A 21705-nucleotide genomic window follows, 5' to 3' on the forward strand; every position below is an offset into this window, starting at 1 on the left:
TAAAAAAACCCAAGTTTTAAAACTTGGGTTAGGTTGTTTTATTATAAAGAAGGATTATCTCACTTTAGGAGTGAACGTTCCTGGAGCGTCTTGAGGTTCATTCGTAGTTCCTGCATCACCCGTATCATTCCAAACATCCCATTCTTCAAATGTGTATGTTGCATTTCCTTGAGTTACTGAAGCTTTTCGATTGGCTCTACCATCTTCAAATTCATGATTTGTGTTAGATCCATCTTCACCAGGAACACCAAAAACATCTACTACAGTGCCATCAGGACTCACTAACTCTAAATTATCATCACCATTTGAATCTGCTGGCCCTCCTGTATCTGCAGCTAAATCAGGAGCAAACCCAAAAGCTGTTTCAAAAGCTGTTGCTTGTGCTGCTATTACAAATGCTTGACCTGCATTAATTGTACTACCTGTCAAATCTATTGATGAAGTGGATTCTGGGTTACCATTTGTATATCTTTTTATAACCCATCCTGTTAAATCAATATTTTCTGTACCTGCATTGTATATTTCTATAAACCTTGCAGCATCATTATTATTTGGATCAGCTAATTCTGAAAAGAAAATAGCATTTGTAGTGGTTCCTCCTCCGGTAGAATCACAATCATAATCTTCTGTAAAATTCACATCTGTTGTATTTCTAATATATAATTGGGGAGTGTCAAAATTACTCATCACACCAGTGATCGTTCCTTTTTTGTCATTAACTTGCTCACCTGCAAATACCGCATTACTGTTTACAAATACTACTAATGAATTAGTACAATCAGAAGTTAATTCATTATTACCAGAATATGTTTTAGTAATATCTTTAAATTGAACTCCTTCTATTTGCACTAATTTTCCTTGATAATCTCCAGTCATTGCTTGATCTATAGTAATTACTTCTGGTGCTGGTAACGTACCTGTTGTAGTAGCAATTATGTCTGAAGTTGATAAGTTTAATTGTAATAAACCTCTGTATTCACTTAATCTTAATCCTCCTACAGCTATTTCAATTTCATCTCCCAAATTTAAGTTATAAGAATCACTAAATCTTAATGCTAAACCTGCTGTTGCATCTTGAACAAAAGCATTTCTGTCTGAGGTATTTCCTTGTGATAAATCTGAAGTTACAACAACTTTAATTTTAGAATTTTCTGTAATAGTAGTTTCTGCTCCTGTATATAGTGCTTTAATATCTGCTACTGAAGCATCAGATAAATTGTTATTACATCCATATTCTTGTGTAAAATCAACATCATCAGTATCTCTAAGAACTAGTTGATAATTTCCACTATACTCATCTAAAACAGCAGTAATACTTCCTTTAAAATTAGGAATATAATGTTCTTTGAAATTAACATATTTACTTGTTGAAATATCAATCTTCTCAAAAGTACCACAAGATGTAAATGTTCTGGTTATATAATTATCTTGCTCTGGATATGCATATTGTAACCCTTGTGTTTGAGATTGTAAATCGTCAATTTTTATAAGTGTATTAATATGGTTTTCTGTTAACTCACCAATAGTTAAATTAGTGGGCACTATATTACTCAACTCAGAGGAACGGTCAATATAGTTTCTATATTCTAATTCATCTATTCTGTCAACACTATATCCATTACTAACTCCTATTTGGTAACTGGTAAAATATTTACTAAAAGCTAAACCGTTTAGTTTTATATATACTTTTCTTCCTACATTATAAATTGCGCTTAAGTTGGTAGCATCTACTCTAATTTCTACACCCACTGTTGGGTTTTCTGGTTTATCTTGAATGATTAAGGTTTTAAAGAAATTTCCTTCTCTGTCATCAGACACTACATAACCATAAGTATTGATATCTTCTAAATTATTATCTGCTATGTATTGTTCAAAATTTAATACACTTCCTCCATAATTACTATTATATATACTAACAATATCACTTAAAGACATAAGATTAGTATATTCTTTATCTGCTCCTGTTGTTGGCAGGTCAAAATCATTATTATCTACACATGATGCAGATATTGCAATAAACAGAATTGCAAATAATTTATATAAGTTACTATTTTTCATTTTATTAAGAGTTTTAGAATCTGTAGTTTAAATTAATAAAATAGGTGGTTCCTCTACCGTACCAGTACCTATTACCAAAAGCTGGTTTTTCATTTGCGTTATCGTCACGGAGTTCAATATAATTTGCTGTTCTTCCTTGTTCATATCCTCCCGTTTTATATTCTTGATTAAGAATATTGTTTATACTTGCAAATAGTCCAATATATTTATTATCTCCTACTTTCCAAGATTTACCTCCAACAGCATTTACTATAAAGTAATCATCAAATTGCTCTTGCTGTAGTAATTGTCTTGCTAGTACTGGATCGTAATCTGCAAAAGGTTGTCCATCTACATCAGCTAAAAAGTTTGAAGATCTTTTTAGAGGTGATATGTCTACATAAGAGTCATCTAAATAATTTACTGTAGCTCCAAACCACCAATAATCAGGGTCTCTATAATCAAACCCTAAAGAATAAGCTTTTTGAGGACCCGATGCTACATGATAATCTTTCAAAAATGAGGTTGTACTTTCAAATTCAAATTCTGGATTATCGGCTCTAAGGGTTACATTTGGATTATTGCTATAAGTATACTGACCTATATTTGCAGCTCCTTTAAGTGTTAATGTTGGTGTTACTTTTGCTTCGACACCTATCTCAACTCCAAAATGTCTTTTATCAATTCCTGTTAAAATTTCTTGGATAAAATAAGAGCTACTACCACTTATTCCTTCAGCAAAGAAAAATGAAATTTCAGTAGCATCTTTAACATCTGTATAATAACCTGTTATTTTAGAGGTAACTATTGGACTTCTAAATATATAACTAAGGTCTCCTGATAGTATTTTTTCACTATTTAAATTAGCAACATCCTTAACCGTTAAGTTTTTAATTCTAGAATTGGCAAAAGAATTTCTTAAAGAAGGAGCTTTTGTGATATAACCTGCGTTAAAATCTAATAAATGTCGTCCAGAAAATTTATATGTTAAACCTCCTTTAGCTCCAAAATTAAAAAAATTCAACTTTTCTGATTTTCCTAAAGAATTTGCGGGGTCATATCCGTTTTGAAACAATCCTTCTCTTTGATGGCTGGTTTGGTTTGCTTGACCCGCTAGATAAAAATCTATTTTATTATATTTAAACTGTAACTGTGCAAAGCCTCCATAAATTTCTGAATTAAAAATATAATTATATTTAAACTTATCTCCAACTCTAACTGTTCTATTAGGAGTTAACAGGTTATTTTGTTGCTGTTCAAATGTATCTCCAAATGTATTAACATCTAAATAACCTGTAGCACCTAACATATCAATAGGTGTTGCAAAGTTTTCAGACTTTAGTTTTCTATATTCTACACTTGCATTTAATGTTATATTTTGGGTCAATTCTGAAGATAAGATGGAATTTATAGTTAATTGTTTATCATCATTTCTATCTTCATATAAAATTACTCTGGCATTCTCTGGAGATCCTTCGTTTCCAATAATTAAATCATCCCAATTTATTTGTCCATTTTCTTGAAAATTTGTCAATGCTTTATAGGCATTCGTATAATCAGGTCCATTAGGGTCTGACAAAAACCAGCTTGGTAAATTTCTGTAATAGGTTGGATCTGGATTATTAGCTCCATTATAATCTAAACGACTATTTCCTATTTCACCAAACTGATACGCTACACTTGTAGTTAATTTTGTATCATCATCAATATTCCAATAATGATTTAACATTAAAATTGGTTCTTCTACCCGTTTAATGCGTGAGTTTCGCATTTTACCTGATTGATAGCCCCAATATGAATTGTATCTTCTATCTTTTAAATCAAATACTTCCTCTGTATTTGATGAAGATTTTCCTCTTTTATTCTGCGCATAAATTGAAGTAAAATTGATGCTATGACTATCGTTTATCTTTTTCTCTAAGGATAAAAAGATAGAGTTTGCATCATAAAATGTTCCATCAACATAACCTTCATTACCTGCTCTTCTGCTACCTGCTACAGTAAACGCCCATCCATCTTGCATAAGTCCAGAGGAATAACTAGCCATGATTCTATGTGTATAACTTCTATTAGAAGATGCATATGAAACTCTACCTCCTTGGCTATATTCAGAAGCTCTAGTTGTAATATTTGTTGAACCCAAAACACCTCCAAAGGTAAAGTTAGACGGTGTTAAGCCATTGGAAAACTCTTGGTTTCTTAATACATCATTTAAACCTCCCCAATTACTCCACTGCGGGCGACCATTATACAACTTATTCATCTCAACACCATTAATTAACACCTTCCCGTTTTCAGAATCTAAACCTCTAACTCTAAAAAATGATTGACTCCATTCAAAAGCTGCTGTTCTTAAAAAAGTTCCTCTAGAAGCTTGTAATAATCCAGAAATGTTGTCTGCTGCACTGGTGTCTCCACTTAGTTCATCATCTGTAATGGTGATAGTACTTAAATCCTGTATTTCAGAAAATTCTTCTTCATACATAAAAATGGTTCCTAAATCCACTTCATTACCCGACATATTAACTGGATAATTCTGTATTTCAAAACCTTCTTTTTTAATTACTACAATTTGCCTCCCTTCAGGTAAGTTTTGTAAAACAAAAACTCCATCAGCAGTAGTTACACTACTAATATTTGTCCCCTCTACACTTACTGAAACACCTTGCAATAAATCCTCAGTGCTGCTGTCTTTAACAACACCTTTTACAACGTTTTGTGCATTTAACCCTATGGTTAAAAAAACACTTACAAACATTGTTAAGATAATTTGTTTCATAAAAGTAATTTGTTTTTAACGTTTTTCATTATTTAAAATGCTGTCAAATTTACATTTTTTTCCAAAAAATTTACTCAACAAGTAAGTAAGTTTACAATTTATTAAAAAATGGCTCAAAATTTGTTTTACTTTTGCGAACTAAATAAACAAAAAATGAAAAAATTACTTTTAATTGTAATTGCTTTACTAAATATTTATATAGGATATTCTCAAAAACAGTATAATATTAGAACTGTTGCTTTCTATAATCTTGAAAACTTATTTGATACTATAAATGATGTTACTAAAGATGATGAATTCAGCCCTATGATGGAGCTAAAAGAAAACAAATCAAAAGTTTATTGGGATAAGATAGATAAATTAGGTAGTGTTATTCTTCAATTGGGTGCTGAGAAAGCACGTACGAGTCCAGCTATTTTAGGAGTTGCTGAAATTGAGAATGAAGCCGTTTTACAAGATTTGGTCAACTCTGAAAACTTAAAAAAGAAACGCTACGGAATCATTCATTTTGATTCTCCAGACAAACGTGGAATTGATGTTGCTTTACTATACCAAACCAGATATTTTAAACCTATTCATTATGAAAATTTTGATCCAAATATTTATGATGAAAATTTTAAAGTACACACCAGAGACATTTTATGGGTAACTGGTTATTTAGATGATGAATTGGTACATATAATCGTAAATCACTGGCCTTCGAGACGAGGTGGTGAAGCAAAAAGTAGACCTTTACGAGAGAAAGCTGCTTATAAGGTGACTCAAATAATGGAAAAAATTAGAGAAACTGATGAAAATGCCAAAATCATTATTATGGGTGATTTTAATGATGATCCTATTAATTCTAGTTTTAAAAACGTTTTAAAAACTAAAGCAGATAAGGAAGATGTTGCTGAAGGAGATATTTACAACCCTTACGAAGAAATGTTTAAAAAAGGTTTTAACACTTTAGGTTATAGAGATAATATCAATCTATTTGACCAGATTATGTTCACATCTCCATTATTAAATAAAGAAGGAGAAAAAGACTACTCAAGTTATAAAATGTTTAAGTCAGGAATTTTTAACAAGCGTTTTTTAACTCAAAAAACCGGACGTTATAAAGGATATCCTTTTAGAAGTTTTTCTTACGGCAAGTATACTGGAGGTTACAGTGATCATTACCCTGTATATTTATATTTAATAAAAGAAAAAAAATAACAAAGGCTCGCAAATGCGAGCCTTTTAGTTTTTACATATTTCTGTTAAATAATTATTTAATCGAAGTTGAAACAATGTTCCTTTGAGCAAATCTTCTATCTGCCCCAACTCTACCATAGAAACTGCCATACTTACTCTATTTGACGGTGTTTGTAATAAAATAGACTTACAGTAATCTCCTGCTTCACATGTGATACAGTTTTTTTGTTGTTTTGCATCAGAAATTTTATCAATAAAAATTTCAATTTCATCTATAGACAAATGAAAACCTGTATCTCTAAAAATAATTTGTGTAAGGTGAGTTTGTATATGCTTCCACTGAAAAGAAATTCCAATTTTGTTATCGTAAATTTTTAAGATGTTTTCCATAACGTAATTACTTTATGAAAACAAATATAATTATTTAGAATAAATCTAAATAATTATTTCAAATCTTTTAACACTAACTGAATAGATGTTTTTCCATTCCATACATTTTCATCTAGAGTATACACAACATCAAATTCATTTTGAGTAGTTTCAAACTTAGAACCTAAACCAAATCCAATAGCTCCAAAAACTAAATCAGGAGAACCGTGGAATACATTCAGTTTTAAATGACTTTCATCTGCTCCAACTTTCTTTCCGCAACCATTATCTCGTACGGAACTTGTTTTAAAAACCGGCTTCATATTTAATGGACCAAACGGAGCCATTTGCTGAATAATACGAAAGAATTTTGGAGTTATATCTGCTAGTTCAAGTTCAGCATCAATAGTAATTTCAGGAGTTAATAATTCCTTATCAATCGTAGTTTTAACCACTTCTTCAAACTTAAACTTAAAATTCTCGTAATTTTCTGGTAAAATAGTTAATCCTGCTGCATATTTATGTCCACCAAATTGTTCAATAAACTCAGAACACTGCTCAATAGCATTGTATACATCAAAACCTTTTACTGAACGTGCAGATGCTGCTAATTTATCACCACTTTTGGTAAATACAATAGTTGGGCGATAATAGGTTTCCGTTAATCGAGAAGCCACAATACCAATCACTCCTTTATGCCAATCTTCATTAAAAACAACTGTGGTAAAAGTATCCGTTTCATTATTATCTTCTATTTGATATAACGCTGATTTTGTAATCTGCTGATCGAGTTCTTTTCTATCTGAATTGAACTTTTCTATGGATGATGCCACTTCAACAGCAGCGTCGAAATCCATTTCTGTTAATAATTCAACCGCATAATTACCATGTTTCATTCTACCTGCAGCATTAATCCGCGGAGCGATGATAAAAACCACATCGGTAATGGTTAATTCTTTTTTTTGTAATTGATGAATTAATGCTTTAATCCCGTTTCTTGATTGAGAATTAATTACCTGCAGTCCAAAATAAGCCAATATCCTATTTTCTCCTGTGATAGGGACAATATCCGCAGCAATGGCGGTAGCTACCAAATCTAAATACGGTATAAGATCTTCAATAGTTTGATTTCTTTTGGAAGCCAAAGCTTGAATCAATTTAAAACCAACTCCGCAACCACATAATTCATCATACGGATAGGTACAATCTATTCTTTTTGCATTTAAAACTGCAATTGCATTTGGTAATTCATCTCCGGGTTTGTGATGGTCACAAATAATAAAATCGATGTCTTTTACTTTTGCATAAGATACCTTATCAATTGCTTTGATACCACAATCAAGCGCTATAATGAGTGAGAAATCATTGTCGTGCGCAAAATCAATTCCCTGAAAAGAAACGCCATAACCTTCTTCATACCTATCTGGAATGTAGGTAGCCACATTTGGGTAGTACGATTTTAAATAAGAAGAAACCAAAGATACAGCTGTGGTACCATCAACATCATAATCTCCAAACACTAGAATATTCTCACCATTTTCAATAGCTTTTTCAATTCTACCAACTGCTAAATCCATATCCTTTAATAAATACGGATCATGCAAATCATTTAAAGAAGGTCTGAAAAATGTTTTTGCTTCTTTAAAAGTGGTAATTCCTCTTTGAACTAAAATTTTTGCTAATGTTTCATCAATAAAAAGTTCTTTAGCTAATTGGTCTACAAATTCTTTTTTAGGTTCTGGCTTTAAGGTCCAACGCATTAATATTCTTCCTTTTATTTATTATGAATATGAACCTGTGTAGTTACTTCTGAAAATTGACGAAACATTTCCATAACACCACAATATTTTTCTACTGATAAACGAACAGCTTTATTTACTTTTTCTTCATCCAAATCATTTCCATAAAAAAGATAATCTACATGTACTTTTTTATATACTTTAGGATGTTCTTCTGTTAATTCTGCCTCAATTTTTATATGGAAATCATCTGGTTGCACCCTCATTTTATTTAAAATCATAATAATATCTAATCCTGAACAACCCGCTATAGATGACAACATTAATGCTTTGGGTGAAGCACCTGCACCATTGCCTCTCATTTCTTGAGAAGTATCCATTAAAATAGTATGTCCATTCGGATTATCACTTTTAAAAAGTAAATTCTTTTTCCATTCTGTTGTAACTATATGTGACGCCATTTATTTATTATTTATAAGTATAAATACAAATTTACTTAAATTAAAAATTTAAAAGGAATTCTAAACAAAAAAGGCTCGCAATGCGAGCCTTTTTCTATGTATTAAAAAGAATTATTTCTTTAATAAATCTCTAATTTCTGCTAATAACTCTTCTTGAGTTGGACCCGCCGGAGGTGTTGGAGGTGCTGGTTTTTTCATTGAATTTACTGCTTTTACAATCATAAACATTACAAAAGCAACAATTAAGAAATCAATTACATTGGTAATAAACTCTCCATACAATACTGCAACTTCCCCTGCAACATTTCCTTCTGCATCTGCAACCCCTTCTTTAATTACATATTTCAAATCTTTAAAATCAGCATTAAATAATAAACCGATTAAAGGAGAAACAATTCCTCCTGTAAAAGAAGATACTACTTTGTTGAAAGCAGCTCCCATTACAAAACCTACTGCAATGTCTACAAGGTTACCCTTCATTGCAAAGTCTTTAAACTCTTTTAGCATTCCCATATGATTAATTTTTAATAGTTAATTGAGCGGAAATTTAAGAAAATTTTAAGATTTAACAAATCTTTTTATTCTTTGAGACAAAGCCGTTAAGATTTCATATGGTATTGTTTCACATTTATGTGCAATGTATTCAATTTGTTGTTGGTGATTAAAAATAATTACCTCATCACCTTCTTTACAATCGATATTTGTTACATCAACCATAATCATATCCATACACACATTCCCAATAATGGGCGCTGCCTGATTGTTTATAATTACAAAACCATTTTTGTTACCTAATTTACGTGAAATACCATCGGCATGCCCAATAGGTACAGTAGCTGTTTTTGTAGGTTTACTAGCTACAAAAGCTCTATTATAACCAACAGTTTCTCCTGGCTGTATTAAATGGATTTGAGATATGATTGATTTAAGATTGTGTGTGTTTTTCAATTGGGCTGTTTCTTGATCATCATTACCAAAACCATACAAACCAATACCAATTCTAACCATATCAAACTGTGCTTTCGGGTAATTGATAACTCCGGATGTATTTAAGATGTGAATCATTGGTTCATATCCTAAATGCTCATACATTTGTTTGACAATGTATGCAAAATTGTTAATTTGGTTAACAGTAAACTCCTGCTCATTAAGATCTTCACTAGCTGCTAAATGTGAAAAAATAGACTGAACTTTAACGTTGTTTGACTTCTTTAACTCTGATAAAATATTAGGCACATCGGTATGCCAAAAACCAAGTCGGTTAAGTCCGGTATTAAATTTTAAATGGATGGGATAATTAATTAAGGGTACATTATCAGCATACTCCAAAAATGCTTCAAATATTTTAAAACTATATAAATTAGGTTCTAATCGATAACTAACAATAGTTGGAATATTTTGTTTTTGTGGATGTAATACTAAAATCGGGTTTTTAATTCCGGCTTCTCTTAATGCAACGCCTTCATCTGTATAAGCAACCGCAAAATAGGCTACTTCATTTTGAATGATCTTTGCTATTTCTACACCGTCACTACCATAACCAAAGGCTTTAACAACCGCTAAAATTTTAGTTTCTGGCTGTAGTTTTTGTTTGAAATAGTTCAAATTGTGCAAAACCGCATTTGCATCAATTTCTAAAACAGTTACGTGGTTGTTCATTCTTCTTCTTGATTTTGAGCTTCTTGCACTCTCATAGCTTTATAGTATGCCGCTCTACTTAACGGTTCATATTCTAAAGTTTCACCTAACAATACTAGGTCATCACTTTGTGCTTTTCTAAAACTATAATGCGCTAAGTTACCGGTTCTGGTACAAACTGCATGTACTTTAGTTACATATTCGGCAGTTGCCATAAGTGCAGGCATTGGCCCAAAAGGTTTTCCTTTAAAGTCCATGTCTAACCCAGCAACAATTACACGAATCCCCCTATTTGCCAAATCGTTGCAAACCGCTACAATTTCATCATCAAAAAACTGTGCTTCGTCAATACCTACTACATCTACATCATTAGCTAATAACCTGATATTTGAAGATGCTGGTACTGGCGTTGATCTAATACGACTATCGTTGTGCGATACCACTTCCTCATCATCATAACGAGTATCTACTGCTGGTTTAAAAATTTCAACTCGTTGTTTGGCAAACTGCGCTCTTTTTAAGCGCCTGATTAACTCTTCAGTTTTTCCGGAAAACATTGAGCCACAAATTACCTCTATCCACCCAAATTGTTCTGTATGATTTACTGTATTTTCAAGAAACATTTTGTAATTTTAAAGCTCGAAATATTAATTTTGTGCGCCTTTAAGGCAACGAGCAAATTTATTAAAATTTAACAGCATAAAATAAAAACCGATTATAACTTATGCACAAAAAATTAGCATCTGACTTAACCAGTTTAGCACACAGTATTTTACAAATGAAAAATAAAGATGATGTGCATGCTTTGAAACAAAAAGCCTATGAAGTTTATGAAAAGCTTTCTGTACTAGCCTATGTTGAAGAATATATTAACACGACTCCTAATGCTGAAGTTTCTAAAGAAGAGTTGCTAGAAAAAATTGCTTTAGCTGAAGCTCAAAAAGAGACAGAAAACCAACAGCAAGAAGAAATTTTTGTAGAGGTTGGAAATATAGTTGAAGAATCGGTTGAAGTAACACAAAATCTTGTTGAAGAAACGATTATTGAAGAACCTAAAGAATCTGCAAAAGTTGAAGAAATTATAGAGCAGCCTTTTGATGAACTAGAAGGATTACTCTTTAATGATCCGCAACATAAAGACGAAGCTCAGTTTATTGAAGAAACTAAAACTCCCACTTTAGAAGACGAGTTAAAAGACACCATATCGGTAGATGTTATGGCTGATCTTTTTCAAAAAGTAGAGCCTAAAAAAACAGTAAATGATCAAACTCAAGATACTATTCAAATAGGATTGAATGATAGAATTGCTTTTGTAAAAAATTTATTTGATGGTAATCAAGAAGATTTCAACAGAGTTATTTCTCAATTAAATACTTTCAATACAGAAAAAGAAGCCAAAAAATTTATTTCAAAAATGGTAAAACCCGATTATGATTGGACTGAAAAAGAAGAATACGAAACACGCCTTATTGAAATTATAGAACGTAGATTTGCATAGCTTCATGTTAGAAAAACCAATTGTAATTCATACACACTTTCATAAAAGAAGAACAGGAGTAACTCGAAGTATAGAGAACATTTTACCATATTTATCAACCAGTTTTAACACCTACATATATGGTTACAATGTTAAAGGAGATAGAATTTCTACCTCTCAACTACTTAAATTATTATTCTCAGATAAAAAAGTAACCGTTCATTGCCATCGTAATAATGAGATGTTACGAATGCTTTTTTTTAGGTTGTTAGGGGCTAAATTTAAAATGGTATCAACAAGGCATGCTGAAACTTTTCCGTCAAAGCTTTCGCTTTACTTATTTAAAAAATCAAATGTCTTAGTAACACTCACCCAAAAAATGAGTGATCTAATTGGAATCAATAATGTTTTAATCCCTCACGGAGTAGATACCAATCTTTTTATACCCAAAACAGATACATCAATCCCTGAACCTATTCAACAAAAAAACTATATTCTTTGTGCAGGAAGAGTTCGAAAAGCTAAAGGACAAAAAGTATTACTAGAAGCTTCTGTATCTATTTTAAAAAGTAACCCTGATTATGCATTAGTAATTGTAGGCAAGATTGATAAAGAAGACTATCTAAAAGAACTTCAAAACCTTGTTACTGAAAACGGAATTTCGTCTCAAGTATATTTTATTGATGAAACTTCTAATATCATCTCTTTTTACCAATCAGCAAAAATAGTTGTTGTTCCGTCTTTTTCTGAAGGGTTTTCATTAGTTTGTGCTGAAGCTATGAGTTGTGGTATAACTACCATTGCCACCAAAGAAGTTGGAATTCACTCAAGCCTTATTAATCATAAAAAAACAGGGTATTTGTTCGAAGCTGGCAATTATCAAGAACTTAGTTTAATATTAAATGATGTAATTTCAGGTAAATTACCGCTTTTAGGTAATGATGCAAGAAACGAAATCATAAAGAACTGGAGCGCTAAAAAAGAAGCTGAATTGCTAGAAAAAGTATACAAACAATAATAACTGTAACAAAAAATATTTTGCCTCGTCTCTAGATAAAAACTACTATTATTATGAGACATTTAGCCATTGTACTTTTCAGCTTATTTACTTTAAATTCTTTTGCGCAGGACGCAACATTTAAAACTTTCTATAAAGCCAATAAACATAAATCAGAATTCAGTATTAACTTACCTGCTTTTATTGCTAATGCTTTTATTTCTGATGAGGATGAAGATTTAGACGATTTAGTAAAGAAAGCCAAAAACTATAAAATTTTAGTTTTTGAAAATCATCAAAGTTCTGTTGGAAGTAACTTTGATCAGTTTGCAAAAGAAAACAAACTAAAACCTTTAATTAAAGTAAAAGACAACGGAGAAAAAGTTGACATCTACTTTATTGAGCGTAAAGATAGAATTAAAGAAATTATTATCAAAGCGCATAGCACATCTGAACTCGTTTTTGTAGCCTTAAAAACTAATCTTACCAAAGAGGAATTTGCAACTATCTTAGGTAAAATAGAATCAAATAATAGCGTAGCTTCTAATTAAAGAAGCTTCGCTTTTAGACTGTCAACTGTTTTTTTACTGTTTCCAACAAAAATTTCATCATCAACAATAAAAACGGGTCGTTTTAAAAACGTATACTCATCTAATATATACTGACGAAAATCCTTTTCTGTTAAATTTTGATCATTTAACCCCATTTCTCTGTACAGTTTTGCACGTTTATTAAATAGTGCTTCATAGCTTTTAGTATACGAATACATTTCTTCTAACTGAGCAACTGTTACAGGATTCATTTTTATTTCTTGCTTTTCAAATCCTTCTAAATTCACTTCTTTTAAAATTCTTCTACAAGTATCACAAGTTTGTAAAAAATAAACTTTCTTCATGGTAATTAAGTATCTTTATCATCGCTAAAATAACAACAAAATGACAACCGAATTCGATGTTTTAAAAAAATCAAGAGAATTAGTTTTAAAAACTATACAAAATCTAACTCTTGACCAATTACACACTATTCCTGAAGGTTTTAAAAACAATATAATCTGGAACTTTACTCATCTATTAGTAACACAACAATTGTTGCACTATAAATTATCCGGATTACAATGCTTAATTCCTGATGATTTGATTGATAAATATAGAAAAGGAACTTTTCCTTCGGAAGAAATGTCGGAAGAAGAATTTGAAGAAGTAAAAGAATTATTTATTGGCTTACCTGATACTTTACAGGAAGATTATGAAGCAGGTATTTTTAAACTATATAATGAATATCAAACAAGTACAGGATTTGTATTAACTTCTATAAAAGATGCTATTGCTTTCAACAATTTACATGAAGGCTTGCATTTAGGCGTTATAATGTCTCTTGCAAAATTGGTGTAAAGCATCCTAAATTTTAAGCCTAATCAGAAATTATTCATAATGAAGTTCAATACCAAAACCATACATGGCGGTCAAAAACACGAAGAAGCAACGGGTGCTGTAATGCCTCCCATATTTTTAACCTCAACGTATGCACAATCAAGTCCAGGAGTTCATAAAGGATATGAATATTCACGTGGAGCAAATCCAACGCGTACGGCTTTAGAAAACGCTTTTGCAGCTATTGAAAACGGAACACACGGTTTTGCTTTTTCATCTGGATTATCGGCTATCGATTGTGTTTTACGCTTATTAAATCCAGGAGATGAAGTAATTGCTGGCGATGATCTGTATGGCGGAACGTATCGAATGTTCACTCGCTTATTTCAACAATACGGACTGAAATTTCTGTTTGTAAACATGGATGAAATTGAAAATGTTACCAACGCAATTACATCTAACACTAAGCTAATTTGGATTGAAACTCCAACAAATCCGTTAATGAAAATTGCAGATATTGCTGCTATCACCAAAGCCGTAAAAGCAACAAACAACAATATTTTAGTTGCGGTAGATAACACTTTTGCAACTCCGTATTTACAACGCCCGTTAGATTTGGGAGTAGATATTGTTATGCATTCTGCCACTAAATATTTAGGTGGTCATTCCGATTTGGTTATGGGAGCATTAATGGTAAAAGATGAAAATTTAGCCAAAGATTTACATTTCATTCAGTTTGCAGCGGGTGCTATTGCAGCTCCTATGGATGCTTTTTTAGCGCTTCGCGGCATAAAAACATTACACTTACGTATGCAACGTCATTGTGAAAATGGTCGTGTTGTGGCTGAGTATTTAGTAAATCATCCTAAAGTTGGTGAAGTGTATTATCCCGGATTAAAAAATCATCCAAATCATGATATTGCTAAAAAGCAAATGGATGATTTTGGAGGCATGGTTTCTTTCCGTTTAAAAGATGAAAGTAAAGAAGCTACCTTTAAATTTTTAGAAAGCACAAAAATTTTCACCTTAGCAGAATCATTAGGTGGGGTAGAAAGTTTAGTGAATCATCCTGTAACGATGACACATGCTTCAATCCCAGAATCTAAACGTTTAAAAATAGGGATTACCAACTCTTTAATCCGTTTGAGTGTTGGTGTGGAAGATATTGATGATTTATTAGCAGATTTAGAGCAAGCTCTGGATAGATAAAAGACCGTTTCGATTCAAGACATAAGACTAAAAATCCCGCAAAGTTGCGGGATTTTAATTTAAATTATAAGGGTATAAAATATGCTAATTATTTAGCTTCAGCATATCTTCTTTCAACCTCGTTCCAGTTAATTACATTGAAAAATGCTTCAATATAATCCGGACGACGGTTTTGATAGTTTAAATAATATGCGTGTTCCCACACATCTAATCCTAAAATTGGAGTTCCTTCACAGGTAACACCTGACATTAATGGATTATCTTGATTTGGAGTTGAACATACTTCAACTTTTCCTCCTTTATGAACACATAACCATGCCCAACCTGAACCGAATTGAGTAGCTGCTGCTTTAGAAAAAGCATCTTTGAAAGCATCAAAAGAACCAAACTCTGCTTCAATAGCATCTTTTAACTCTCCTGATAAACGTCCTTTTCCTTCTGGGTTCATCACTGACCAAAATAATGAGTGATTATAAAACCCGCCTCCATTATTTCTAACAGCACTATTACTCATGTCTAAGTTTTCTAAAATATCTTCAATTGATTTTCCTTCTAAATCAGTTCCTTCAATTGCAGCATTTAGTTTAGTTGTATATCCGTTATGGTGTTTTGTATGGTGAATTTCCATAGTTCTAGCATCAATATGAGGCTCTAACGCATCGTAAGCGTAGCCTAATTCTGGTAACTTAAAAGCCATTTTTTATGTTTTTTGGTTAATAAATCTTTTGAATACGAATTTACCATAAAAAAATAGGACTAACAACCGTTAGTCCTATTTGATTTTTATGAATGTATAAAAAATAACTATTCTTTAATATTGTGGTTTTTCATCGTCAGAAAACTCTTTCATAAAACTTTCTGCTTTTGCTACCATGTTCTTGCTTCCGCAGAAAAAAGGAACACGTTGATGCAATTCTGTCGGTTCAATATCTAATATTCTTGTAAAACCATCGCTGGCTTTTCCGTTAGCTTGTTCTGCTAAAAATGCCATAGGATTGCATTCATACAACAAACGTAATTTACCGTTAGAATTTTTGGAACTTTTCGGATATAAATAAATACCTCCTTTAATCATATTTCTATGAAAATCGGACACTAAAGAACCTATATACCTTGAAGTATACGGACGATCTCCTTCTTCTTCCTGACAATATTTAATATAATTTTTTACTCCCTTCGGAAAATGAATATAATTTCCTTCGTTTACCGAGTAAATCTTCCCGTCTTCTGGAAATTGCATATTAGGGTGTGATAAATAAAAGGTTCCAATAGCAGGGTTTAATGTAAAACCGTTTACACCATGACCTGTTGTGTATACAATCATTGTTGATGTTCCATACACCACATAACCCGCAGCTACTTGTTGATTTCCTTTTTGCAGGAAATCTTCTTTTTTTACAGGAGTGCCTACAGGAGTTACACGTCTATAAATTGAAAAAATGGTACCTACAGAAACATTTACATCTATATTTGATGAACCATCTAACGGATCAATTAAAACCACATATTTGTTTTGATGATTTTCATCTTGACTATTTACTGTTATAAAATCATCTTCTTCTTCACTAGCAATACCACATACAATATTTCGGTTTATTAAGGTTTGAATAAATTTATCATTGGCATATACATCTAATTTTTGCTGATCCTCTCCTTGTATATTTGTTTCTCCTACAGCGCCAATAATATCAACCAATCCTGCCTTATTTACTTCATGGTTGACCACTTTGGCAGCCAATCGAATAGAATTAATTAAACGTGATAACTCACCCGAAGTGTATTTAAAATAGGCTTGGTTTTCTATAATAAACTCGCCTAATGTTTGATTTTGCTTAGACATATAGCATATACTTTTTTTGTGTTGCGCCACAAAGATGCCAACTTTTTTAGGCAACTACAACGTTTTCGTTGTTTTATTTTAATTGTTTTACTTAAAATTTTCAACAAATCAAATTGGATGTGTTGTAATTTCTTATTTACTTTAACAACCTATTATAAAAAGTATCTTTGCGCTAAATTTAAAAGTATGAGTTTTAGTATTAGAACAGGCAAAAAAAAAGACGTTCAAGCCATTTTAGATTTAATTGTTGAATTAGCCATATTTGAAAAATTACCTAATGAAGTAGAATTAACAACGGATGATTTGCTTCGCGATGGTTTTTCTGACCAACCTAAGTTTAAAACATTTGTTGCTGAAGAAACTGATGGAACAATTATAGGAATGGCACTTTTTTACGAACGTTATTCTACCTGGAAAGGTACAACCATACATTTAGAAGATTTAATGGTGCGCGAATCAAAGCGAGGAATTGGTGCCGGTAAAGCTTTGTATACAGCTGTTTTAAAACATGCTCACGATAATGAATGCAAACGAGTAGCTTGGGATGTGTTAGACTGGAATACCAACGCCATTAATTTTTATGAAAGTACAGGAGCAAATGTGTTACCCGATTGGCGTGTAGTACATATGAATGAACAAAATTTAGACAAGTTTATTAATGAGAATTTTTAAGTTTGGTGGAGCATCAGTTAAAAATCCAGATGCTGTTAAAAATGTAGCTCGTGTGTTACAACACGAAGGAACAGAAAATACCTTAGTAGTTATTTCGGCAATGGGAAAAATGACCAATGCCTTTGAGCGCATTGTTGAAGCCTATTGCTATAAGAAAGAAGATCTTAAAGAAGCACTTGCTTTTGTTCAAGATTTTCATCAAGAAATGATGGACGGTCTTTTTCAAAAAGAGCATGAAGTTTACAACAAAGTAAACTACTTTTTTGGAGAACTAAGTGGTTTTATGGCTACCAACACCTCTGAAGATTACAATTATATTTATGACCAAATGGTAGGTTTTGGTGAGTTAATTTCAACTACTATTGTTAGCGACTACTTATCTGATATTGGAATAAAAAACAATTGGTTAGATGTGCGTGAGTACATAAAAACCGATGGTAGTTACCGAGATGCTAAAGTTTATTGGGATTTAACCAAAGACATTATCACTAAAAAAGTAGATCCTTCAACACTTAATATTACACAAGGTTTTTTAGGAGCTTATGATGAAAAAACTACTACTTTAGGTAGAGAAGGATCTGATTATACCGCAGGAATTTTTGCCTATTGTTTACATGCTGATAGTGTTACTATTTGGAAAGATGTTCCCGGAGTATTAAATGCAGACCCGCGTGTGTTTGAGCAAACCGAACTCCTAAAGAACATATCGTATACCGAAGCTATTGAAATGGCTTTTTATGGAGCATCTGTTATACATCCAAAAACCATTCAACCATTAGAACAGAAACAAATTCCGCTTTTTGTTCGTTCTTTTGATGATTTGCAGCAAGAAGGAACTCAGGTTTCAAATTCAGAAGGAATTGAGCCAATGATTCCGTGTTTTATTGTAAAGAAAAATCAGATTTTGATTTCCATTTCTGCAAAAGATTTTTCTTTTATGGTGGAAGATAATATTAGTCATGTATTCAAAAAATTACATCAGTATAAACTCAAAGTGAATCTAATTCAGAATTCCGCAATCAGTTTTTCTGTTTGTGTGGAAGATAAATTTAATAACTATCAGCATTTTTTAAACGATTTAACATCTTCTTACACTATTAAATCCTACGAAAATGCTACCCTTTACACTATAAGACATTTTGATAATGATGCTATTGAAAGTATTAAACAAAAAGGGAGGCCTGTTATTAGACAAATTAATACAGAAACTGCACAATTAGTAATACAAGAAAACGTATAACCAAAACATTTTTCTCCTATATTTGCAGTTACCTCTAATGACAACGTATGGGTTTAGTTTCATCTAAAGAAGTTGCGAAAGCAATTAATGTTGATAAGTTCGGAATTTTCGGAACTTTTATGGGTTGGTTATTGTTAAAAGTGCTACGCATATCTACTGCTAACGACATTTACAATAAACACAAACATAAAAAGGATTTAGAATTTTTAAATGGTTTGTTAAATGAGTTTCAAATAGAATTTGAAATTCCCGAAGAAGATTTAAAACGTATTCCTAAAGACGGTCCTTTTATTACTATTTCAAATCATCCTTTGGGAGGTATTGATGGTATTTTATTATTAAAATTACTATTAGAACACAGAACTGATTATAAAATTATAGCTAACTTTTTATTACATAGAATTGAGCCTTTAAAGCCCTATGTAATGCCTGTTAACCCTTTTGAAAATCATAAAGATGCAAAATCAAGTGTGGCAGGAATAAAAAGTGCATTGCTTCATTTACGTGAAGGAAAACCATTAGGGTTGTTTCCTGCCGGTGAAGTTTCTACTTATAGAGATGGAAAATTAATGGTAGATAAACCATGGGAAGAAGGTGCTGTACGTTTGCTTAAAAAAGCACAAGTACCCGTAATTCCAATTTATTTTCACGCTAAAAACAGTAAATTATTTTATTTCTTATCTCGTATAAGTGATACTTTAAGAACCGCAAAATTACCATCAGAATTATTATCTCAAAAAAAACGCGTAATTAAAGTTCGAATTGGAAGGCCTATTTCTATTGAAGATCAAAATACATATTCTGAAATTCCTGCTTTTTCAGAATTTTTACGTAAGAAAACATATATGCTGGCAAATCCTTTTGATAAAACTCAGAAGATTTTGTCGACTCAAAACCTAAAAATACCCAAAAAAGTAAAAAAAATTAGTTCACAAAAAAACCCTACGCTCTTTGTAAAAGAAATTGATGATCTAAGAGATGGAGGCAAACGTTTATTAGAAAGTAAAAATTATGAAGTGTTTTTTTCTTCTGCTAAAGAAATACCTAATATTTTACATGAAATAGGTCGTTTACGTGAAATAACCTTTAGAGAAGTTGGTGAAGGAACTAATAATTCTTTAGATTTAGATAAGTTTGACAAATATTATCATCATTTAATTTTGTGGGATAATAACACGAATAAAGTTGTGGGCGCTTATCGTATGGGGTTAGGTAAAGAAATTTTTAAACGTTATGGAATTAATGGTTTTTATATTCAAACGTTATTTAAAATTGAACCAGAGCTACACCCAATGATGGAACAAACCATTGAAATGGGACGTGCTTTTATTATCAAAGAATACCAACAAAGGCCCATGCCTCTTTTCTTATTATGGAAAGGTATTGTGCATGTTACGCTTCGTTACCCTGTATATAAATATTTAATGGGTGGCGTAAGTATAAGTGATCAATTTTCTGATTTTTCAAAATCTTTAATGATTGAGTTTATGAAATCTCATTATTATGATCCGTATGTAGCACAATACATTCACCCGAAGAAAGAATTTAAAGTAAAATTAAAGGATGGTGATAAGGATTTTGTTTTTGATGCTACAGAAGCTGATATGCAAAAATTTGATAAAGTTATTGATGAGTTAGAACCTGGTGCTTTACGAATACCTGTTTTAATTAAAAAATACGTTAAACAAAATGCTCGTTTGGTGGCTTTTAATGTAGATCCTAAATTCAATAATTCTGTTGATGGATTAATGTATATTAAAGTAGCTGATTTACCTGAAAGCACTGTAAAACCTGTTTTAGAAGAATTTCAGGCGGAACTAGAAAAGAAAGCTTTAGAAGAAAGCAATAAATAAAAAAGCGACCAAATGGTCGCTTTTTTATTGTCTTATAAATTTCTTACTTTCTAAATAACCGCTGGAAGAAATTTTTAGCTTTTCCTTTAGCTTCTTTCAATTCTTCAGCTGCATCTTCTGCAAAATCAGCAAGTTTTTCTCCCGCTTCTCCCGCTATTTCTGCTGCTTTTTCTCCAACATCATCTAGAGCTTCCTTCGCATCATGAGCAAATTCATTAGCCTTCGCTTTTGCTTTTTGTACTTCTTCACTTGAAAGCATTTCATTTACTTTCTCTTTTGCTTCTGTAAATGCTTCTTTAGCATCATCTGCAAAATCAGCTATTTTTTCTCCTGCTTCACCTGCAAATTCTGAAACTTTTTCCTCAGCTGCTTTTGCATAATCTCCTGCTTTGTCAGCAACATTATCAAAAGCTTCTTTTGCTTCATTAGCCACATTAGATGTTATTTTTTTAGCATTCTCTGCTGCATCGTGTGCTTTTTCTTCTAAATTCTTTTTTTCTTCAGACATTTTATTGAAATTTTAAGTGGGTTATACACAAGTTTAAAACCATGCTCTTTTGTTGATTTGATAGGTGTACACAAACTCATCATCGCTCTTTGTCAGATAAATAATTCCTTCTATTAGCCCTATTAACCCTGTTAATGCACTAGCCACCCCAAAAGTAATTACAGTGAGTGCTAATAAAATAATGCCCTGTGTAGTGTAGCCTAATACAAATTTGTGAATTCCTAAGGAACCAAAAAAGATAGCTAAAATACCAGTTATGATTCTTTTACTTTCAACATTTGGTACCGTTTTTCCGTTTTCATCTATTATGTTCATAGTTAGAATTTTATAATTTATT

22 protein-coding genes are annotated in these 21705 nt (G+C 31.8%); 9 read left to right on the plus strand and 13 right to left on the minus strand.

Annotated elements, in window-relative coordinates; genetic code table 11:
• Nucleotides 1-54 precede the first annotated feature (54 nt).
• Both SLH33_RS10525 and SLH33_RS10530 read right to left on the minus strand, forming a co-directional pair.
• The gene (locus SLH33_RS10525) at nucleotides 55-2058 is read right to left on the minus strand and encodes a DUF5689 domain-containing protein (protein ID WP_320419060.1); all 2004 of its coding nucleotides are present in this window, start codon (nucleotides 2056-2058) and stop codon (nucleotides 55-57) included.
• Nucleotides 2059-2071: 13 nt separating this feature from the next.
• The gene (locus SLH33_RS10530; RefSeq protein ID WP_320419061.1) at nucleotides 2072-4816 is read right to left on the minus strand and encodes a TonB-dependent receptor; all 2745 of its coding nucleotides are present in this window, start codon (nucleotides 4814-4816) and stop codon (nucleotides 2072-2074) included.
• A 153-nt stretch (nucleotides 4817-4969) separates the two neighbouring features.
• On the opposite strand from SLH33_RS10530, the gene SLH33_RS10535 reads away from it, so the two are divergent.
• Nucleotides 4970-6016: an endonuclease/exonuclease/phosphatase family protein gene (locus SLH33_RS10535; protein WP_320419062.1), complete on the plus strand. Its 1047-nt coding sequence runs from the start codon at nucleotides 4970-4972 to the stop codon at nucleotides 6014-6016.
• Nucleotides 6017-6040: 24 nt separating this feature from the next.
• On the opposite strand, the gene SLH33_RS10540 is transcribed toward SLH33_RS10535, so the two are convergent.
• The 6 genes from SLH33_RS10540 to SLH33_RS10565 all read right to left on the minus strand — a co-directional run bounded on the left by SLH33_RS10540 (nucleotide 6041) and on the right by SLH33_RS10565 (nucleotide 10825).
• Nucleotides 6041-6385, minus strand: a complete 345-nt coding sequence (locus SLH33_RS10540; RefSeq protein ID WP_320419063.1) for a hypothetical protein — start codon at nucleotides 6383-6385, stop codon at nucleotides 6041-6043.
• 53 nt (nucleotides 6386-6438) lie between these two features.
• Complete coding sequence (gene recJ / locus SLH33_RS10545; RefSeq protein WP_320419064.1) at nucleotides 6439-8124, minus strand: single-stranded-DNA-specific exonuclease RecJ; 1686 nt, start codon at nucleotides 8122-8124, stop codon at nucleotides 6439-6441.
• Between the two features lie 14 nt (nucleotides 8125-8138).
• Complete coding sequence (locus tag SLH33_RS10550) at nucleotides 8139-8564, minus strand: OsmC family protein (RefSeq protein ID WP_320419065.1); 426 nt, start codon at nucleotides 8562-8564, stop codon at nucleotides 8139-8141.
• A gap of 111 nt (nucleotides 8565-8675) precedes the next feature.
• Nucleotides 8676-9077, minus strand: coding sequence for a large-conductance mechanosensitive channel protein MscL (gene mscL, locus SLH33_RS10555; protein ID WP_320419066.1), 402 nt, complete (start codon nucleotides 9075-9077; stop codon nucleotides 8676-8678).
• 45 nt (nucleotides 9078-9122) lie between these two features.
• Nucleotides 9123-10223, minus strand: coding sequence for an alanine racemase (gene alr / locus SLH33_RS10560; protein WP_320419067.1), 1101 nt, complete (start codon nucleotides 10221-10223; stop codon nucleotides 9123-9125).
• The gene (locus SLH33_RS10565) at nucleotides 10220-10825 is read right to left on the minus strand and encodes a thymidine kinase (RefSeq protein ID WP_320419068.1); all 606 of its coding nucleotides are present in this window, start codon (nucleotides 10823-10825) and stop codon (nucleotides 10220-10222) included. The genes alr and SLH33_RS10565 overlap by 4 nt, the downstream gene beginning before the upstream one ends.
• Nucleotides 10826-10926: 101 nt before the next feature.
• On the opposite strand from SLH33_RS10565, the gene SLH33_RS10570 reads away from it, so the two are divergent.
• From SLH33_RS10570 to SLH33_RS10580, 3 genes are read left to right on the plus strand one after another with little or no spacing between them, the layout of a single operon-like run.
• Nucleotides 10927-11700 carry a hypothetical protein gene (locus SLH33_RS10570; RefSeq protein WP_320419069.1) on the plus strand — a complete coding sequence of 258 codons (774 nt, stop codon included), beginning with the start codon at nucleotides 10927-10929 and terminating at the stop codon, nucleotides 11698-11700.
• Nucleotides 11701-11704: 4 nt separating this feature from the next.
• Nucleotides 11705-12697 (plus strand): glycosyltransferase family 4 protein, encoded by a 993-nt coding sequence (locus tag SLH33_RS10575; RefSeq protein ID WP_320419070.1) that lies wholly within the window; start codon nucleotides 11705-11707, stop codon nucleotides 12695-12697.
• Between the two features lie 53 nt (nucleotides 12698-12750).
• On the plus strand, nucleotides 12751-13227 hold the full coding sequence (locus SLH33_RS10580) for a DUF4252 domain-containing protein (RefSeq protein ID WP_320419071.1): 477 nt from the start codon (nucleotides 12751-12753) through the stop codon (nucleotides 13225-13227).
• Here the strand turns inward: SLH33_RS10580 and SLH33_RS10585 are convergent.
• Entirely contained in the window at nucleotides 13224-13571 is a 348-nt protein-coding gene (locus tag SLH33_RS10585) for an arsenate reductase family protein (RefSeq protein WP_320419072.1), read from the minus strand. The genes SLH33_RS10580 and SLH33_RS10585 overlap by 4 nt on opposite strands.
• Before the next feature lie 40 nt (nucleotides 13572-13611).
• Between SLH33_RS10585 and SLH33_RS10590 the strand changes: the two genes are divergently transcribed.
• Together SLH33_RS10590 and SLH33_RS10595 are read left to right on the plus strand one after the other, a co-directional pair.
• Nucleotides 13612-14067, plus strand: a complete 456-nt coding sequence (locus tag SLH33_RS10590; RefSeq protein ID WP_320419073.1) for a DinB family protein — start codon at nucleotides 13612-13614, stop codon at nucleotides 14065-14067.
• A gap of 39 nt (nucleotides 14068-14106) precedes the next feature.
• Nucleotides 14107-15255, plus strand: a complete 1149-nt coding sequence (locus SLH33_RS10595; protein ID WP_320419074.1) for a cystathionine gamma-synthase — start codon at nucleotides 14107-14109, stop codon at nucleotides 15253-15255.
• A gap of 88 nt (nucleotides 15256-15343) precedes the next feature.
• Here SLH33_RS10595 and SLH33_RS10600 read toward each other — a convergent pair whose 3' ends face one another.
• A complete protein-coding gene (locus SLH33_RS10600) occupies nucleotides 15344-15952 on the minus strand; it encodes a superoxide dismutase (RefSeq protein WP_320419075.1) in 609 nt (202 codons plus the stop codon).
• Nucleotides 15953-16066: 114 nt separating this feature from the next.
• Nucleotides 16067-17095: a class 1 fructose-bisphosphatase gene (fbp, locus tag SLH33_RS10605; RefSeq protein ID WP_320419076.1), complete on the minus strand. Its 1029-nt coding sequence runs from the start codon at nucleotides 17093-17095 to the stop codon at nucleotides 16067-16069.
• A gap of 186 nt (nucleotides 17096-17281) precedes the next feature.
• Here fbp and SLH33_RS10610 point away from each other — a divergent pair, with 186 nt between their 5' ends.
• Genes SLH33_RS10610 through SLH33_RS10620 form a run of 3 tightly spaced genes read left to right on the plus strand, consistent with a single transcriptional unit; the run spans nucleotide 17282 to nucleotide 20860 of the window.
• The gene (locus tag SLH33_RS10610) at nucleotides 17282-17767 is read left to right on the plus strand and encodes a GNAT family N-acetyltransferase (RefSeq protein WP_320419077.1); all 486 of its coding nucleotides are present in this window, start codon (nucleotides 17282-17284) and stop codon (nucleotides 17765-17767) included.
• Complete coding sequence (locus SLH33_RS10615; protein WP_320419078.1) at nucleotides 17754-19007, plus strand: aspartate kinase; 1254 nt, start codon at nucleotides 17754-17756, stop codon at nucleotides 19005-19007. The genes SLH33_RS10610 and SLH33_RS10615 overlap by 14 nt, the downstream gene beginning before the upstream one ends.
• 47 nt (nucleotides 19008-19054) lie before the next feature.
• Nucleotides 19055-20860: a lysophospholipid acyltransferase family protein gene (locus tag SLH33_RS10620; protein ID WP_320419079.1), complete on the plus strand. Its 1806-nt coding sequence runs from the start codon at nucleotides 19055-19057 to the stop codon at nucleotides 20858-20860.
• A gap of 43 nt (nucleotides 20861-20903) precedes the next feature.
• Here the strand turns inward: SLH33_RS10620 and SLH33_RS10625 are convergent, their stop codons facing one another.
• Nucleotides 20904-21368 (minus strand): hypothetical protein, encoded by a 465-nt coding sequence (locus SLH33_RS10625; RefSeq protein WP_320419080.1) that lies wholly within the window; start codon nucleotides 21366-21368, stop codon nucleotides 20904-20906.
• 33 nt (nucleotides 21369-21401) lie between these two features.
• Entirely contained in the window at nucleotides 21402-21683 is a 282-nt protein-coding gene (locus SLH33_RS10630) for a TM2 domain-containing protein (protein WP_320419081.1), read from the minus strand.
• Nucleotides 21684-21705: the final 22 nt, after the last annotated feature.

It is taken from the genome of Tenacibaculum sp. IB213877 (genome assembly GCF_034043975.1).
Lineage (GTDB): Bacteria > Bacteroidota > Bacteroidia > Flavobacteriales > Flavobacteriaceae > Polaribacter.